Here is a 16,035-nt window from a genome sequence, read left to right on the forward strand (position 1 = left end):
AGCGAGGCATCCGCATCGTTCCGAATCGGTGCGGATCACCGAAGCGGCGGCCGGCCTCCCCCGGCCGTGAACGACGGATGCCCCGCCCGAATGGATCGGGCGGGGCATCCGCGTGCGTGCTGGGTGCGATTACGCGTCGGCACCCTCGGCGGGAGCCTCGGCGTGCTCGCCGGTCGCGCCGCGACCCTCGGAGTCCGCGTCCTCCTGCAGCACCGGGGCGAGCGAGAGCTTGCCGCGGTCGTCGATCTTCGTGATCTCGACGAGGATCTTCTGGCCGACGCCCAGAACGTCTTCGACGTTCTCGACGCGCTTGCCGCCGGCGAGCTTGCGCACCTCCGAGATGTGGAGGAGGCCGTCCTTGCCGGGCAGCAGCGAGACGAACGCACCGAACGCGGCGATCTTCACGACCGTGCCGAGGAACTGCTCGCCGACCTCGGGGTTGGTCGGGTTGGCGATCGCGTTGACCTGGGCGCGGGCGGCCTCGGCCGAGGGGCCGTCGGTCGCGCCGATGTAGACGGTGCCGTCCTCCTCGATGGAGATCTCGGCGCCGGTCTCGTCCTGGATGGCGTTGATCGTCTTGCCCTTCGGGCCGATCAGCTCGCCGATCTTGTCGACGGGGATCTGCACGCTGATGACGCGCGGCGCGGTCGGCGCCATCTCGTCGGGCGCGTCGATCGCGGCGTTGAGCACGGCGAGGATCGTCGTGCGGGCGTCCTTCGCCTGGGTCAGCGCGCCGGCGAGCACCGACGCGGGGATGCCGTCGAGCTTCGTGTCGAGCTGGATCGCGGTGACGAACTCGCTCGTGCCGGCGACCTTGAAGTCCATGTCGCCGAGGGCGTCTTCGGCACCGAGGATGTCGGTGAGCGCCGCGTAGCGGGTCTCACCGTCGACGGTGTCGGAGATGAGGCCCATCGCGATGCCCGCGACGGGGGCCTTCAGCGGCACGCCCGCGTTGAGCAGCGAGAGCGTCGACGCGCAGACCGAGCCCATCGAGGTGGAGCCGTTCGAGCCGAGCGCCTCCGACACCTGGCGGATCGCGTAGGGGAACTCGTCGCGCGACGGCAGCACCGGCACGAGGGCGCGCTCGGCGAGGGCGCCGTGGCCGATCTCGCGACGCTTCGGCGAACCCACACGACCCGTCTCACCCGTCGAGTACGGCGGGAAGTTGTAGTTGTGCATGTAGCGCTTCTTCGTCACCGGCGAGAGCGAGTCGATCTGCTGCTCCATCTTGAGCATGTTCAGCGTGGTGACGCCCAGGATCTGGGTCTCGCCGCGCTGGAAGATCGCCGAGCCGTGCACGCGGGGCACGACCTGCACCTCCGCGTCGAGCGGCCGGATGTCGGCGAGGCCGCGACCGTCGATGCGGACGCCCTCTTCGAGGACGCGCGTGCGCATGACCTTCTTCGTGACCGACTTGTATGCGGCCGACACCTCGGCGATGGCCGACTCGGGCAGCTCGCCCGCCTCGACCTTGGCCGCGATGTGCTCCTTGGTGCGCGCCTTGAGGGCGTCGTCGGCGTCCTGGCGCTCGACCTTGCCGGCGATCTGGTAGACGTCCTTGAGCTCGGCGCCGGCGAAGGCCGCGACGGCCTCCTTGACCTCGGGCTGGTAGGGCGGGAACGTCGGGTAGTCGGCGACCGGCTTGGCGGCCGTCTTCGCGACCTGGAGCTGCGCCTCGACGAGCTGCTTGATGAAGGGCTTCGACGATTCGATGCCCTGCGCGATGACCTCTTCGTTCGGCTTGACGGCGCCGCCCTGGATGAGGTCCCACGCGTTGTCGGTCGCCTCGGCCTCGATCATCATGATCGCGACGTCCTGCGAGCCGTCGGCCTCGGTCACGACGCGGCCGGCGACGACCATGCTGAACACGGCCTCCTCGAGCTGCGAGTGCTTCGGGAACGCGACCCACTGGCCGTCGATGAGCGCGACGCGCACACCGGCGACGGGGCCCGAGAAGGGCAGGCCCGAGAGCTGGGTCGAGAGCGAGGCGGCGTTGATGGCGAGCACGTCGTAGAGCTCGTCGGGCTCGATCGCGAGCACCGTGACGACGACCTGGACCTCGTTGCGGAGGCCCTCGACGAACGAGGGGCGCAGGGGGCGGTCGATCAGACGGCAGGTGAGGATCGCCTCGGTCGAGGGGCGGCCCTCGCGACGGAAGAACGAGCCGGGGATGCGGCCCGCGGCGTACATGCGCTCTTCGACGTCGATCGTCAGCGGGAAGAAGTCGAAGTGCTCCTTCGGCTGCTTCGAGACGCTCGTCGCCGAGAGCAGCATGGTCTCTTCGTCGATGTACGCGACGGCCGAGCCCTGCGCCTGCTGGGCGAGGCGGCCGGTCTCGAAGCGGATGGTACGCGTGCCGAACTTGCCGTTGTCGATGACGGTCTCGGCGAACGTGATTTCAGGACCTTCCAAGAGGCCTCTCCTTTGTTTAACGTCGCACCCCGTGTGGGCGCGACTCGTACGAAGGAGCAGGAACAGGCATTACGAATCGCAAGAGCTTGCGTTCACGCTGGCCACCAGTAGAAGTCCACCGATGCGTGCTCGGTGATCCACCACAGGGGACCAGCTTCCTGCCGGCCTGCTCCAGACGGCACCCAGGACGAATCGCACGGGTGACCGCCTGCCATGCTAGCAGAGCGAGCATTTTGAGGCCGTGAACTGCGGATGTCGCGTGGTCGACGCTCCGGATCGTGCTCGCCGCTCCTCCGCTCGTGGGGCATCCGCCGCGACATCCATGCCAGACTCGAACCCATGGCATCCGACGACGCGAAGCCCGCGGGCCCTACCGACGAGACCAAGCGCAAGTTCCGCGAGGCGCTCGAGCGCAAGAACAAGGCATCGAAGCAGCGCGAGGGCGAGGCGCACCTCGACGGCGGCGGCCAGGCGCACGACGCGCACGGCCCCGCCTCGCACAAGCGCGAGTTCCGCCGCAAGAGCGGCTGACGCGGGCCCGCACCGGTCAACCCCTCGCGGTCGCGCGCCGTGAGGCGGATGATGGGCGGTACGCCGATGGAATCGAGGAGGAACCCATGTCTTCCGTCGCACGAGTCACCACCATCACCGTCCGCTCCGAGGTGAGCTTCGACGACGCGGTCGCCGCGGGCGTCGCCCGCGCCGCCGAGACGCTTCGCAACGTCAGCGGCGCGTGGGTCAAGGAGCAGAAGGTCGAGGCGGCCGATGGCCGCATCACGGCCTGGTCGGTGACGCTCGAGGTCACCTTCGTGCTCGACGACTGAGCGTCGACGCCGCGGGCCGGCACACGAGCCGGCGGGGGCGCAGCCGCGCCCCCGCCGGGTCCGTGCGTGCCGATCAGACCGGTGAGCCCGAGCTGAACGTGCCCTTCAACATGATCGAGGCACCGCTCGTCAGGTCGTCGACCCTGACATTCGACCAGGTCACCGCGGTCAACGTCGACGTCTGGCCGTTCGGGCAGTCGAGCACGTCGGCCGCCGCGGGCGGCGACAGCGTCAGCGATCCGACGAGGTTGCCGTTCTTGCCGGCGGTGAAGACCCCGCTCTCCGAGACGTCCTGCGAGATGGTCGTCTTCTTCGGATCGCTCGGGTTGTTGCCCCCGCCGTTGATGCACTGGTACGTGGCGTCGAGATGCGCCGTCGCCTGGACGGTCTCGATGGAGCCCGACGACAGGCCGGCCTCCTTGAACTGGACGACGAGGCTGGTCCCGTCGGCCGACGCGCTCGTGGCGCTCTTGATGAAGTGGGGGCTGCCGCCCGCCATGGCGGGGCCGGCGCCGACGAGCACGAGCGCCGCAGCTGCGGCGAGTGCGGCCATGGCCTTGCGAATCAACATGGTGGATCCTTCCGATCGGGTTTCGAAACCGGTGACCCGGCCGTCGTCGACCCGCGAGACCTCGTGACCCGCCCCGATCGGAATGCGCGTGGCGTTCGCGGCCCTCCGGCCGCGTCCCGATTGCAAGGCTACCGCCGCGAGGACGGTCGCACGAGTGATATCGAGGATCTCTCACCTGGCTTCGTGGGATTCCAAAGGAATCATGGCGCGACCAGCGTCTTCAGTGCCTTCCCTGATGCCTCGCCGCGAACGCCGTCCTACGCTGTGCGCGGCCCGCCCGTCGACGGGCCGCGGCTGGGACGAAGGAGTCCGCGATGTCCGATGCGACGGTGCCGCACGACTACGTGAAGCTCGTGCTCGATCCTGCCCGGCCCCGCGGGCGCGACGGCGACCTCGAGTACGGCGACTTCCCGTACCCGGCCGGCACCGACGCCGCACCCGGCCGGCACGGGCCGGCCTCGGTGCCCGACCCGAACCCGCGCGTGTACCTGCCGGAGGGCGCCCGGCCGTTCCATTCGCGCGGCCTGCGCGTCGCACTCGCGATGAAGGGCGGTGTCAGCCTCGCCGTCTGGATCGGCGGGGCCGTCGCCGAGCTCGACATCCTCCGGCACATCCGCATCTACCGAAAGGAGTCCGACCCGGCGGCGCAGGCGCTGCTCATCGACCCCTCGGACACGGCTCCCGATCGAAGCCTCGTCGAGCGGGCCGATCTCTACGCCCGGCTCCTGTACTCGCGCGGATACGACCGCGTCGAGTTCGACGTGCTCGCGGGCGCGAGCGCCGGGGGCCTCAACGCCGTCATGTACGCGGTCGCCCAGCGCGCCGGGGTCGACGTCAACGGCCTCCTGCCGGTCTGGCTCCGCGCCGGGTCGGCGTGGAGCCTGCTGCAACCCGGCAAGCCGGCGGCGTTCGACTCCGTGTTCCGCGGCGACGAGTACTTCTGGAGCGAGCTCACGAAGGAGCTCACCGACATCGGCCGCCCCGCCGACGGCGAGATCCCGACATCCGGCCGGCGAGCGCTCATCGCACCGCACGTCGTCGTCGACCTGTCGGCGACGCTGATCGACGGCCGTGACACGAGCGAACGCAGTGCGGCCGAAGGTCACGCGCACTTCCGCTTCGTCGGCACCGACGGGGACCCGGTACCCGACCGGGCCGTCCCGAGGGTCGACCGGCTCAACGATCCCCGCAACGTCCGATTCGACCGCGACGTACGACGGATCGCGTACGCGGCGCGCACGACCTCGTCGTTCCCCGGCGCCTTCGAGCCCGCGCTCATCTACTCGAGCGACGACGCCCTGGCCGCACCCGACGTCGTGACGAACCCGCCCGACATGCGCAACGTGTTCAGTGCGCATCGCGTCGACGGCGCGCACCATCCCTTCCGCGTCGTCGACGGCGGCGTGCTCGACAACATCCCGATCGACCGGGCGCTGCGGGCGGTGCGCAACATCCCGGCGAACGAGCACGTGAACCGGGTGCTCGTCTACCTCGACCCATCGCCGAAGGAGACGTCGCACTGGCTCATCCGGGCCAATCGGTACGAGGGACCCGTTCCCGAGCTCCCGCCCGATCCCCGCACCGAGCGGCAGGATCCGCTCTCCAGGTTCCTCTCACCCATCCTCGCGGCGGTGCGGAAGCGCGCGAGCGGTGAGAACGGCGAAGACGAGATCGACGGCGTCGATGCTGCACGCACCTCGCAGATCGTCGCGAAGGGTCGTGGCGCACTGCTGGCCGTTCGACTCGACACCCGCCCCGCGACCGGCTCCGACGGCGCAGCGACACCGGACGAGCTCGCGTACGCGAGCATGCGCTCGGCGACCGATCTCGAGCTCCTCCGCGACGTGCTGACCCGCCCCGGCGAGTGGGCACTGGGCACCGACCTCCTCGAACGTCCGCCGCACCGCGCGCTCGACCGCCTCGACATCGGCCGGTTCGCCCCGGTGCTCCGCTCCGTCATCGGCGAGTTCGTCGCCGACGGCATCGACGGCGTGCCGCCCGACGCGATCTCGAAGGGCGCGCAGGCGCTCGTCGACGCCGCGTTCGCGTGCCTCGCGTGGGTGAGGGCCATCGAGGACCACGCGTTCCGCTCGATCGGGCTCGCCGAGCTCGACGCCGTGCTCGGCGACCGTCCGGGCACCGCCGACCGCACTCGCCAGGCCGTTCGGGAGGCGCTCTACGCCACCCTCCGGCGCGCGCGCGACTACCGCGACGCAGCGGTCTCCGGGGTCGTCGACGAGGTCGACGGGATGTCGCGCCAGGAGCATTCGCTCACTCCCGAACGTGCCCGCGACCTCGCCGTCGCGTGGCTCGCCGGCAATGCGGCATCCCCGCGCGGCCGCGACGCACTGTGGGCGGAGCTCGACCGCATCGTCGGCTGGCTGCAGCATGCCGGGGTGGAACTCGCGAGCGATCGGTCCACCCGGTGGTCGGACTCGCCGTGGTACCGCTTCCCCGCGCCCGGCGAGCGCATCGTGCTCGCGCGCGAACTCCCGCTCATCTTCGGCGGCAGCGGCATTCCGCTGCCCGATTCCACGATCCGCTTCCACACGATCGGCTCGGACACGCAGCCCGCCAGGGTCGGTCACTTCCGCACGCTGCTCGACGCACAGATCCTGGAGGGGTACCGTGCGGTTCTCGCGAAGGACCCCTCTCAGCTCGATCGCGAGACCGTCGCGCGACTGCTCGACGACGGCGCACTCCGCTCGACCTCGAAGCTGGCGGGCCTCCGGATCGCCGCCTTCGCGGGGTTCATGAGCCGTGCGTGGCGTCGCAACGACTGGTGGTGGGGCCGCCTCGACGCCGCGGCCGGGCTCGTCCGGCTGCTCGACAGCATGGAGGCCGCGCCGGCGCCCGACGGCACGGATGCGACCGACCAGGGCCCCGACCGGCCGGCCGCCGACCCGCCGCGCGGCGCGCTCGACGTCGACGACGCCGTCGAGCGCGTACAGGACGCTCTCCTCCGGCAACTCGATCGCGATGCCGGCGCGCGCCCCTACGCCGATGCGGTGTCGTCGGGCGAGCCCGACGGCATCCGCGGGCAGTTCGTGCGCGGCGCCCAGGACATCGAGGCGCTCGGCTCGGGCTATCGGCTCGCTCTGGCCTCGCGAACGGTTCGGACGGTCTCGGCCGCGATGGTGCGCGGAAGCGGTGGCGGTTCGCCGACGCGGTTGATGCACTGGCTGCTTCGACCACTGCTCGTCCTCGTCCCGACGCTGCTGTCTCCACCGCGACTCGTCCTCGCATCGGTGATCATCGCCTGCGGCGTGCTGCTCACCTGGCCGCAGCTCGACAGCACGCTCGAGCCCTCCGCGACCATCGGCGACAGCGGCGCGTTCATCGCCGTCGTCACGGCGGCGCTCGTCGCGTTCGTCGTGCTGCGGCTCGTCTCGAGCGCCCGGGCGCACCGGGCGCACGCCCGCATCGTCGCCGATGTGACGAACGCGGACTCGCGTCAGTTCGCGGTGATCCACCATGCCGAACGGCGGTCTCGGCCGGTGCGGGCAGCGCTCGTCGTGCTCGCCTTCGGCTTCATCGGCCTCTTCGTGCTCGCCTGCCTCTACTACCCGCTGTGGGGCGTCCCGTTCTGGGTGACGCTCCTTGCCGCAGTCGCGGTGGCCGAGATCGCAGGCAGGCGCCTCCGCACGGTTCCCTCGGCTCGCCCCTCACGGCCCTGGCGCTGGGTCGTCGCCGTGGTGCTCAGTGCGGCCGCCGTGGCCGTGACCGCCCAGCTCGCCGTGGTCCTCAGCAGCATGGCGTCGAGCCTCGATGCACCGTGGTCCGGCATGCTCCCGGGGGCGACGGCGGCCGCCGTCGTCGCGGCGGCGCTCGCCGCCACCCTGTTCGCGCAGGCGATGCGGTGGCGACAGCTGATCGCGGTCGTGCTCGTGGCCGGCGTGCTCACCGCGCTCGCCGTGGCGCTGACCGGATGGATCTTCGAATCGATCTCGCAGTTCGACGCACTCGACGTCGACACGGGCACGAACGCGTTGGTCGACGGCGCGCTCCGCCCCGAGGTCGAGGCGGCGGCCGGCCTCGAGGCGCTCCAGACCGCCATCGCGTTCCTCGTCTCCGCGTGGGTCGCCGGGACGGTGCTCTGGTGGGCGCCCTGGTTCCGCGGCATCGAGACCGGGCCGGCGGCGAAGCCTCACGACGGCGTCTACGACCTGACGCCGGGCTCGCTCGTGGATCGTCCGCACGACGCCGACGGCGAGCGCCGGGTCGAACGCCGCGACCACGGATCGCGTCGGCCGCGCCCGGCCACGGCGCCCGACCGGCCTCGCGAGCACGCGGAGCCGGTCGGGGTTCAGGAGGAGACCGCTACTCCCCCGCCAGTCCGCCGATGAGGTGACCGAACGGCCGGTCGAGCTGGAAGGGATCGTTCACGAGCTGCGAGCGGTCGGTGCGCTCGACGAGATCTGCGAACTCCTCCGCCCCGCGGAAGATGCGGTCGGGCAGGGAACGCACGCCGTCGCCGTCGGAGCCGCCCCAATCGCTCGTCGCCGCGAAGACGCCGGTCGTCACCGGCACCGCGTGCAGGTAGGTGAACAGGGGGCGGATCGCGTAGTCGATCGCGAGCGAGTGCCGCGGCGTGCCGCCGGTCGCACCGATCAGCACGGGCAGGTCGGTGAGCGCCTGCGGGTCGATCACGTCGATGAACGACTTGAAGAGCCCGGCGTAGCTCGTGGTGAAGATCGGCGTGACGGCGATGAGGCCGTCGGCCGACGCGACCGCGTCGAGCGCCTCCTCGAGCTTCGGCGGTGCGAACCCGAGCAGCAGGTGGTTCGTGATGTCGTGGGCCAGCTCGCGCAACTCGAACGTGCGCACCTCGGCCTCGACGCCGCGCTCGCCGAGCGCCGCCACGGCGTCGGCGGCGAGCCGGTCGGCGAGCTGACGGGTCGAGCTCGGCGTCGACAGGCCGGCCGAGACCACGACGATCTTCTTGGCGGTCATCGCGCCACCCCCTGACGGGTCGCGGCGGGCCCGAAGGCCGACCCGGACTGCCGCGCGGCCGTCGCGTCGACATCGGTGTCCTGGTAGGGCGAGCCGACGGTGAGGTTGTCACCGCGGTTGGCGTTCGGCGTCGCCTGGCGAGGCGCCTCGTCGCCGTACTTCGCGCGCACGAGCGACGCGTGCGTCGGGGCATCCGGCACCTCGGCCGGGCGGTCCTTCGCGAACTCCTCGCGCAGCACCGGAACGACCTCGCCGCCGAGCAGGTCGAGCTGCTCGAGCACGGTCTTCAGCGGCAGCCCCGCGTGGTCGAGCAGGTAGAGCTGGCGCTGGTAGTCGCCGACGTAGTCGCGGAAGCCGAGCGTCTTGTCGATGACCTCCTGCGGGCTGCCGACGGTGAGGGGCGTCTGCTGGGTGAACTCCTCGAGGCTCGGCCCGTGCCCGTAGACCGGCGCGTTGTCGAAGTACGGACGGAAGTCGCGCACCGCGTCCTGCGAGTTCTTGCGCATGAACACCTGCCCGCCGAGACCGACGATCGCCTGCGCGGCAGTGCCGTGACCGTGGTGCTCGTAGCGCTGGCGGTACAGCGCGATCATGCGCTGGGTGTGCGACGCGGGCCAGAAGATGTGGTTGGCGAAGAAGCCGTCGCCGTAGAACGCGGCCTGCTCGGCGACCTCGGGGGTGCGGATCGAACCGTGCCAGACGAACGGGGGCACCCCGTCGAGCGGGCGCGGCGTCGAGGTGAAGCCCTGCAGCGGGGTGCGGAACTTGCCCGACCAGTCGACGACGTCCTCGCGCCACAGGCGGTGCAGCAGCTCGTAGTTCTCGACCGCGAGCGGCAGGCCCTGGCGGATGTCCTTGCCGAACCACGGGTAGACGGGGCCGGTGTTGCCGCGGCCGAGCATGAGATCGGCGCGGCCGCCCGAGACGTGCTGGAGCATCGCGTAGTCCTCGGCGATCTTCACCGGGTCGTTCGTCGTGATGAGCGTCGTCGCGGTCGACAGCTGAAGCGTCGAGGTCTGCCCGGCGATGTACGCGAGGGTCGTCGTCGGCGACGACGACCAGAACGGCGGGTTGTGGTGCTCGCCGAGCGCGAAGACGTCGAGGCCGACCTCTTCGGCGTGCTTGGCGATCGTCACCGTGGCCTGGATGCGCTCGGCCTCGGTCGGCGTGCGACCGGTCGTCGGGTCCTGGGTGATGTCGCTGACGGTGAAGATACCGAACTGCATGATGCTGCTCCTGGGCTCATCTGGTGATGCGTCAATTCTATGCGTCTGCATACATCGGGTCCAACGGGTGTCGTAGCCACGGTATTCCCGATCGGCCCGATCGTTCGCGCGGCGATACACTCGGCCTGATGAGCACGATTTCGGTCGTCATTCCGAGTCTCGACGATGCGGAGTTCCTCGCCGCGTGCCTGAGGGCGATCTCGGCCCAGACCCGCGCCGCCGATGAGGTGATCGTCGTCGACAACGGCTCGACCGACGACACGGCGGCCGTCGCGCGCGCTGCCGGCGCACGGGTGCTCGTCGAGCCGCACCGCGGCATCTGGCCTGCGACGGCGACCGGATTCGACGCCGCCCGTGGCGAGATCCTGGCCCGCCTCGACGCCGACTCGGTGCCCGCACCCGACTGGCTCGCGGAGATCGAGCGGCGCATGTCGGCGCGCGACCGGCCGACCGTCGTCACGAACGGCGGCACGTTCTACGGACGCACCGCGCTCGTGCGCTGGATCGCGCGCAACATCTACATCGGCGGCTACTTCACCGTGATCGGCGCGCTCCTCGGCCACCCGCCCATCTTCGGTTCCAACTACGCCATGCGAGCCGACGCGTGGCGGCGCCTCCGGCACCTCGTGCACCGCGACCGCGCCGACGTGCACGACGACCTCGATCTCGCGTGGTGGATGCAGCCCGGCATGACGGTCGTGCGCGACCGCGGGCTCGCGGTCGAGGTGTCCGCGCGCCCGTTCGACAGCGCGGCGGGGCTCTGGCGCCGGGTCCGCATGGCGTTCCACACGATGTCGGTCGAGTCCCGCGAGTGGCCGCCGCTCACGCGCCGTGCCGAGCGACGCCGGGCTCCCGCCTGGGTCTGGGAGGCCCCCGGGCTGCGCGAGACGGCCGTCGACCGCGACACCGACGGCGACGAGGCCCTGCCGGCCTGACCACGGGCGGCGCGAGGATGCATCGACGCGCCCCGCACGAGGCATCCCGTTCACCGGCCGTCGACCGGCCCGCTCGCGTCGAACAGTGCGAGCATGTCGCGCACGAGCTGGTGCGGCGCGGTCTCGCAGGGGCTGTGGCCCGTCGGGTAGGCGGCGAACCGGGCGCCGAGCTCACGGGCCGACCGCTCGTGCAGCTCGCGCGGCCACAGGTCGTGCTCGCCGACCGCGACGAGCTTCGGCACGGGCGTCGCGGCGAGTTCGGCACGCACGTCGGGGGTCGCCATCATGAGGCCGATGATGTCGTCGACGCTGTCACGGCGAGTGAGCGCGAACCGCTCGCGCACGAAGGCGAGCCGGCCGGGCGGCACCCTGTTGAGGTTGTTGCGGATGCCCCAGAGCATGAGCGCGGCGCCCTGCCGCGGCGTCGTGAACCCGCTCAGCGCGCCGATCCGCTTCACGCCGCGGAACGCCTGTCCGGGTTCGGGCGGCGAGCTCAGGAGCGTCAGGCTCGCGAACCGGTCGGGTCGCTCGAGCAGGGCGAGGCCCGCGAGCGTGCCCGCGAAGCTGTACCCGAGCACGTGCGCCGAGCCCGCCCCGTCGTCGAGGACCGCGATCAGGTCGTCGAGGAAGAGGCGCTGATCGTAGCGGGCGCGCGGCGGGTCGACGTTCCACGGGCCGGCCTCGAACGACTGGTACTGGCCGGCCAGGTCGTAGGACTCGACCCGGTAGCCCGCCGCTGCGAGCAGCGGCATCATGAGGACGAAGTCCTCCTTCGACCCCGTCGCCCCCGGCACGAGCACGACGCGGCGGCCGTCAGGCGGACCCAGCGCGATGCGGGCGAGCCGGCCGCTCGGTCCGGCGAAGTCGGTGCGCTCGGTGCCGGGCGGGAGCACGTGCCAGTCGATGTCGGGCAGCGCCTCGTCGAGCACCCTCGCCTCGTCGATCGCCGCCACGACCATCACGATAGTGGCTCGGCGCCCGCTCAGACTCGTCGCCTAGGCTGGAACGATGGCTACCGTGGCGCTCACCTTGGACACCTTCGAGAAGACCATCCTCGAAGGCGGCACCGTCTTCGTCGACTTCTGGGCGGCGTGGTGCGGCCCGTGCCGTCAGTTCGCGCCCAACTACGAGGCGGCCGCCGAGGCGAATCCCGACCTCGTGTTCGCGAAGGTCGACACCGAAGACCAGCAGCAGCTCGCCGCGGCGATGAACATCACGTCGATCCCCACGATCATGGCCTTCAAGGACGGCATCGGCGTGTTCGCCCAGGCGGGCGCGCTGCCCCGCCCGATGCTCGACGAGCTCGTCTCGCAGGTGCGCGCGCTCGACATGGACCAGGTGCGCGCCCAGCTCGACTCCGAGGAGGACGGCCGGGCGACGGGTACCGACGGCGTCTGACGTCCGATCGGCGGCTCAGCCCGCCTCCGGCGTGCTCGTCGTCGCGGGCACCGCGTGTTCGAGCCCTGACAGGTCGAGCTCGACGCCGAACGGGCGTGCGGCGCCGGTGATGCGGGCCGGCACCCGCACGTAGCCGCCGCGACGGGCGAGCGCGTCGAGCCGATCGCGCCAGTGCTCGTCGATCGCCTCGCCGAGGAATCCGGCGTGGCGGGGCCGGTCGCCGCCGACGAGCTGGACGCCGATGCGGTACCGCCGCGACAGCCATCGATTCGCCCGCGGCACGAGGACCGCCGGCTGGTCGGGCCCGCCGTGCAGTCGCGCGAGCTCGAGCGCGGGCTGGTGCCTGCGGACATCGGCCACCGGTGCGACCGCGCGCACCTCGCGTTCGAGGTGCGGTGCGTCCACGAGTTCGAGCCCGTCGAGGGTCGCGAGGTCGCCCCACTGGTCGGGGTTGGTCGAGCGGCGACGCACGAGCCCGGCGACGACCCAGCCGATCGCGGCCACGAGGGCGATCGTGAAGGGCCAGAACAGCCATGGCGGCGACTCGGGGCGGATGGCGCTCGTGGCGATGAGCAGCACGACGACGACGAGGTACGGCAGCGGCTCCCAGGCGAGCAGGGGCTTCCGGCGGGGCGCAGACACGCCCTACAGGCTATCGCGGGATGCCTCGGAGCCGGGTTCAGCGGAGTGCGTCGAGCCGGCCCGCGACCTCGTCGAGCACCCGCTCGTCACCCGCGTAGATGCCGTCGGGCCGCGGCCAGTGCGCGACGACGTCGGTGAAGCCGAGTTCGCGGGCGCGCCCGACCGCCTCTTCGAAGGCACCGACGCTCGCGAGGCTCAGCCGCGCCTCCGAGTCGAGCGAGAGCGTGCGCGCGATCGACGCGCCCGCCCGCCCGGCCGCGTCGCACGCCGCATCGAGCCGCTCGACGAGGCGGGCGACGCCCTGCCACCAGGCATCCGTGCCGTCGTCGTCGCCGCCCGTGGTGATCCAGCCGTCGGCGACGGCGGCTGCGAGCGCGAGCCCGCGCGGGCCGTTCGCGGCGAGGTGCAGCGGCATGCGCGGTCGCTGGGCCGGTTCCCCGACCATGCGGGCGCCGTCGGCCGTGAACCACTCCCCCGCGAACGAGATGCCCTCGCTGCCGGGCTCCTCGAACCGGAGCAGTCGGTCGAGGCCGTGCACGAACTCCTCGAACCGGTCGGCGCGCTCGCGGGGCGTGAGCTGGGGCTGTCCGAGCACATGGGCGTCGAATCCGGTGCCGCCCGAGCCGATGCCGAGCAGCACGCGGCCGCCCGCGATCTGGTCGATGGTCGCGATGTCCTTCGCGAGGGTGACCGGGTGGCGGTAGTTCGGATGCGAGACGAACGTGCCGAGGCCGATGCGCTCGGTGACCATCGCCGCGGCGGTGAGGGTGGGAACGGTGGCATGCCATCGTTGGCCCGCGAGACTGCGCCACGCGAGGTGGTCGTAGGTCCAGGCGTGGTCGAATCCGTAGGACTCGGCCGCGCGCCAGTACCGGGCGGCGTCGGGCCAGTCGAACTGGGGCAGGATGACGATGCCGAATCGCATGGCGCCAGCCTAGGCCGCTCGATGCGGGTGCGGGGCGGGGTCGCTCGCGCGCCCGTCGGCAGCGGGCGGCGCTGCGCGCCGGCCTTCGACGACCGGCAGGGAGGCCGTCACCGGCACCGGCTCGGCCCCGAGCTCGACCGCCGGGACTCCCCGTGCCTCCGGCCGCTCGAGCTTGACGCACACGATGCCGCCGAGGATGAGCACCCCACCGAGGATCTGCAGCGGACCGAGGGCCTCGCCGAGCAGGATCCAGCCGGCGATCGCGGCGAACACGACCTCGGAGAGCCCGAGGAAGGAGGCGAGCCGCGAGCCCAGCATGCCGATCGAGGCGATGCCGGCGGTGTAGGCGAACGCCGTCGAGACGAGACCGACCGCGATGAGCGGGACGAACCACGGTGCCTGCGCGCCGAGGAACGCGACATCGGCGGTCGTCGCCTGCATCGGGAGCAGTCCGGTCAGGCCGGCGACCGCGAGGGCGACGGCGCCGACGACGAAGCCGGCGGCGATGAGCGCGACGGGCGGCAGCTGGTCGGCCGCCGTCTCGCCGATCGCGTAATAGACGCAGACGCCGATCATCGCGAGCGCGGCGAAGGCGAGCCCGAGCGGGTCGAGGCCGCCGCCCCCTGGGCCGATCACGAGCACGAGGCCCGCGAGCGCGAGCACCGAGCCGGCCAGCACGACCCGCTGCGGCGTACGCCGCGTGCGCAGCCATGCGAACAGGACGAGCGCGATCGGGGCGAGGTACTCGATGAGCAGCGTCATCGACACCGGGATGCGCTCGAGCGAGGCGTAGAAGAAGAACTGCACGCCGGCGACGGCCACGAGCCCGTAGAGGAGCACGGTCCACTTGGCGCGCCACAGCGGCCGCAAGTCGCCGCGGAGCGCGATGAGGCCCGGGACGGCGAGCAGGAGCGCGGCGATGGAGATGCGCGCGAGCACCGCCGCGCCGGGCGACCAGCCGGCTTCGAGCAACGGTTTCACGAACACGCCGCCGATGCCGAACGAGAGCCCTGCCGCGAGTCCGAGCGCGATGCCGAGCACCCCGCGTCGTCGTGACGTCATGTCGCCTCCCAGCCCGATCGTCGCCGCCACCCTGCGTGTCGCCGCAAAGACTGCCGCGTCATGAGTGAAGACCGTTATGCTCGTGACAGTACCCCTCACCAAGGTCAGGAGTCAAATGATTTTCACCGATGACACCGTCGCAGCGCTCGAGTTCATGGCGGCCCTCGCCGACACCGTGCCCGGCGCGTCGGAGTCGGGCGACGACGAGCTCGCGACGACGGCCCGGCTCACCGCCCTCATCGCGGCGTGGCAGTACTCGGGCCGGCACGACGGCGACACCCGCGAACTCGACGAGGTGCGCGAGGCTCGCGAGCGGCTGCGCGCACTCTGGGGCCGGCCGCGCGACGAGGTCGTCGACGAGGTGAACGCGATCCTCGAGGAGGCGCGCGCCCTCCCCCGCCTCGTGCGCCACGACGGCTCCGACTGGCACATCCACGCCACCTCGCCCGACGCGCCGCTCGCCGAGCGCATGCTCGTCGAGGCGGCGATGGCGCTCGTCGACGTCGTGCGCGCCGACGAGACCGCCCGGCTCCGCGAGTGCGCCGCCGACGACTGCACCGGCATCTTCGCCGACCTCTCGAAGAACGCCTCGCGGCGCTACTGCAGCACGCGCTGCGGCAACCGGATGGCGGCGAGGGCGCACCGGGCGCGCAGCGCCTGAACGGCGAGCCGAGCCGGCCGTCGGATCTGCGGCATCACCACGAGGCATCCCGACATGACGAAGGCCCCCGCCGATTCGGCGGGGGCCTTCGCAAGAAGTTCGCGGTGTCGTCGAGAGCCGCGCGGACTGCCGTGCTTAGCGGCGCAGCCCGAGACGCTCGATGAGCGAGCGGTAGCGCGCGATGTCGACATCGGCGAGGTAGCCGAGGAGACGACGGCGCTGACCGACGAGGAGCAGCAGGCCACGACGCGAGTGGTGGTCGTGCTTGTGCTCCTTCAGGTGCTCGGTGAGGTCCTTGATGCGCTTGGTGAGCAGCGCGATCTGGACCTCGGGGGATCCAGTGTCACCGGGGTGCGTCGCGTACTCTTCGATGATCGCCTTCTTGACGTCTGCTTCGAGTGCCATAGATGGGATCCCCTTTCTTCT

At 71.6% G+C, this 16,035-nt stretch carries 15 protein-coding genes; 6 read left to right on the forward strand and 9 right to left on the reverse strand.

Annotated elements, in window-relative coordinates; all coding sequences use genetic code 11:
* Window positions 1-129: 129 nt before the first annotated feature.
* Window positions 130-2,412 carry a polyribonucleotide nucleotidyltransferase gene (locus LR269_RS13855; RefSeq protein WP_231431343.1) on the reverse strand — a complete coding sequence of 761 codons (2,283 nt, stop codon included), beginning with the start codon at window positions 2,410-2,412 and terminating at the stop codon, window positions 130-132.
* A gap of 339 nt (window positions 2,413-2,751) precedes the next feature.
* On the opposite strand from LR269_RS13855, the gene LR269_RS13860 reads away from it, so the two are divergent.
* Together LR269_RS13860 and LR269_RS13865 are read left to right on the forward strand one after the other, a co-directional pair.
* The gene (locus LR269_RS13860) at window positions 2,752-2,943 is read left to right on the forward strand and encodes a DUF5302 domain-containing protein (RefSeq protein ID WP_231431344.1); all 192 of its coding nucleotides are present in this window, start codon (window positions 2,752-2,754) and stop codon (window positions 2,941-2,943) included.
* Between the two features lie 86 nt (window positions 2,944-3,029).
* Window positions 3,030-3,236, forward strand: coding sequence for a dodecin family protein (locus tag LR269_RS13865; RefSeq protein ID WP_231431345.1), 207 nt, complete (start codon window positions 3,030-3,032; stop codon window positions 3,234-3,236).
* A 73-nt stretch (window positions 3,237-3,309) separates the two neighbouring features.
* Here the strand turns inward: LR269_RS13865 and LR269_RS13870 are convergent, their stop codons facing one another.
* Window positions 3,310-3,807, reverse strand: a complete 498-nt coding sequence (locus LR269_RS13870) for a hypothetical protein (protein ID WP_231431346.1) — start codon at window positions 3,805-3,807, stop codon at window positions 3,310-3,312.
* Between the two features lie 314 nt (window positions 3,808-4,121).
* On the opposite strand from LR269_RS13870, the gene LR269_RS13875 reads away from it, so the two are divergent.
* Window positions 4,122-8,153, forward strand: a complete 4,032-nt coding sequence (locus tag LR269_RS13875; protein WP_231431347.1) for a DUF3376 domain-containing protein — start codon at window positions 4,122-4,124, stop codon at window positions 8,151-8,153.
* Here the strand turns inward: LR269_RS13875 and LR269_RS13880 are convergent.
* The gene (locus tag LR269_RS13880; RefSeq protein ID WP_231431348.1) at window positions 8,128-8,760 is read right to left on the reverse strand and encodes an FMN reductase; all 633 of its coding nucleotides are present in this window, start codon (window positions 8,758-8,760) and stop codon (window positions 8,128-8,130) included. The genes LR269_RS13875 and LR269_RS13880 overlap by 26 nt on opposite strands.
* Window positions 8,757-9,986, reverse strand: a complete 1,230-nt coding sequence (locus tag LR269_RS13885) for an LLM class flavin-dependent oxidoreductase (protein ID WP_231431349.1) — start codon at window positions 9,984-9,986, stop codon at window positions 8,757-8,759. The genes LR269_RS13880 and LR269_RS13885 overlap by 4 nt, the downstream gene beginning before the upstream one ends.
* Window positions 9,987-10,114: 128 nt before the next feature.
* Between LR269_RS13885 and LR269_RS13890 the strand changes: the two genes are divergently transcribed.
* A complete protein-coding gene (locus LR269_RS13890; protein ID WP_231431350.1) occupies window positions 10,115-10,921 on the forward strand; it encodes a glycosyltransferase family A protein in 807 nt (268 codons plus the stop codon).
* A 50-nt stretch (window positions 10,922-10,971) separates the two neighbouring features.
* Here the strand turns inward: LR269_RS13890 and LR269_RS13895 are convergent, their stop codons facing one another.
* Complete coding sequence (locus tag LR269_RS13895) at window positions 10,972-11,880, reverse strand: alpha/beta fold hydrolase (protein ID WP_374201167.1); 909 nt, start codon at window positions 11,878-11,880, stop codon at window positions 10,972-10,974.
* Window positions 11,881-11,929: 49 nt separating this feature from the next.
* On the opposite strand from LR269_RS13895, the gene trxA reads away from it, so the two are divergent.
* Entirely contained in the window at window positions 11,930-12,319 is a 390-nt protein-coding gene (gene trxA / locus LR269_RS13900) for a thioredoxin (protein ID WP_231431352.1), read from the forward strand.
* A gap of 15 nt (window positions 12,320-12,334) precedes the next feature.
* Here trxA and LR269_RS13905 read toward each other — a convergent pair whose 3' ends face one another.
* Genes LR269_RS13905 through LR269_RS13915 form a run of 3 tightly spaced genes read right to left on the reverse strand, consistent with a single transcriptional unit; the run spans window position 12,335 to window position 14,948 of the window.
* Window positions 12,335-12,961 (reverse strand): hypothetical protein, encoded by a 627-nt coding sequence (locus LR269_RS13905; protein WP_231431353.1) that lies wholly within the window; start codon window positions 12,959-12,961, stop codon window positions 12,335-12,337.
* A gap of 37 nt (window positions 12,962-12,998) precedes the next feature.
* A complete protein-coding gene (locus LR269_RS13910; RefSeq protein ID WP_231431354.1) occupies window positions 12,999-13,886 on the reverse strand; it encodes an LLM class flavin-dependent oxidoreductase in 888 nt (295 codons plus the stop codon).
* Window positions 13,887-13,895: 9 nt separating this feature from the next.
* On the reverse strand, window positions 13,896-14,948 hold the full coding sequence (locus LR269_RS13915; protein WP_231431355.1) for a DMT family transporter: 1,053 nt from the start codon (window positions 14,946-14,948) through the stop codon (window positions 13,896-13,898).
* 115 nt (window positions 14,949-15,063) lie between these two features.
* Here LR269_RS13915 and LR269_RS13920 point away from each other — a divergent pair, with 115 nt between their 5' ends.
* Window positions 15,064-15,609, forward strand: coding sequence for a CGNR zinc finger domain-containing protein (locus LR269_RS13920; protein WP_231431356.1), 546 nt, complete (start codon window positions 15,064-15,066; stop codon window positions 15,607-15,609).
* 135 nt (window positions 15,610-15,744) lie between these two features.
* Here LR269_RS13920 and rpsO read toward each other — a convergent pair whose 3' ends face one another.
* Window positions 15,745-16,014, reverse strand: coding sequence for a 30S ribosomal protein S15 (gene rpsO, locus LR269_RS13925; protein ID WP_231431357.1), 270 nt, complete (start codon window positions 16,012-16,014; stop codon window positions 15,745-15,747).
* Window positions 16,015-16,035: the final 21 nt, after the last annotated feature.

The sequence above is a fragment of the Agromyces sp. S2-1-8 genome (assembly GCF_021129215.1).
Taxonomy (GTDB): Bacteria; Actinomycetota; Actinomycetes; order Actinomycetales; family Microbacteriaceae; genus Agromyces; species Agromyces chromiiresistens.

What these genes read in the sequence shown, in the direction of transcription:
- LR269_RS13920 (WP_231431356.1), top strand. Translation starts at nt 15,064, where the DNA reads ATGATTTTCACCGATGACACCGTCGCAGCGCTCGAGTTCATGGCGGCC.
- LR269_RS13870 (WP_231431346.1), bottom strand. Translation starts at nt 3,807, where the DNA reads ATGTTGATTCGCAAGGCCATGGCCGCACTCGCCGCAGCTGCGGCGCTC.
- LR269_RS13875 (WP_231431347.1), top strand. Translation starts at nt 4,122, where the DNA reads ATGTCCGATGCGACGGTGCCGCACGACTACGTGAAGCTCGTGCTCGAT.
- LR269_RS13910 (WP_231431354.1), bottom strand. Translation starts at nt 13,886, where the DNA reads ATGCGATTCGGCATCGTCATCCTGCCCCAGTTCGACTGGCCCGACGCC.
- LR269_RS13865 (WP_231431345.1), top strand. Translation starts at nt 3,030, where the DNA reads ATGTCTTCCGTCGCACGAGTCACCACCATCACCGTCCGCTCCGAGGTG.
- LR269_RS13890 (WP_231431350.1), top strand. Translation starts at nt 10,115, where the DNA reads ATGAGCACGATTTCGGTCGTCATTCCGAGTCTCGACGATGCGGAGTTC.
- LR269_RS13895 (WP_374201167.1), bottom strand. Translation starts at nt 11,880, where the DNA reads ATGGTCGTGGCGGCGATCGACGAGGCGAGGGTGCTCGACGAGGCGCTG.
- LR269_RS13880 (WP_231431348.1), bottom strand. Translation starts at nt 8,760, where the DNA reads ATGACCGCCAAGAAGATCGTCGTGGTCTCGGCCGGCCTGTCGACGCCG.
- LR269_RS13885 (WP_231431349.1), bottom strand. Translation starts at nt 9,986, where the DNA reads ATGCAGTTCGGTATCTTCACCGTCAGCGACATCACCCAGGACCCGACG.
- LR269_RS13915 (WP_231431355.1), bottom strand. Translation starts at nt 14,948, where the DNA reads ATGACGTCACGACGACGCGGGGTGCTCGGCATCGCGCTCGGACTCGCG.
- rpsO (WP_231431357.1), bottom strand. Translation starts at nt 16,014, where the DNA reads ATGGCACTCGAAGCAGACGTCAAGAAGGCGATCATCGAAGAGTACGCG.
- trxA (WP_231431352.1), top strand. Translation starts at nt 11,930, where the DNA reads ATGGCTACCGTGGCGCTCACCTTGGACACCTTCGAGAAGACCATCCTC.
- LR269_RS13860 (WP_231431344.1), top strand. Translation starts at nt 2,752, where the DNA reads ATGGCATCCGACGACGCGAAGCCCGCGGGCCCTACCGACGAGACCAAG.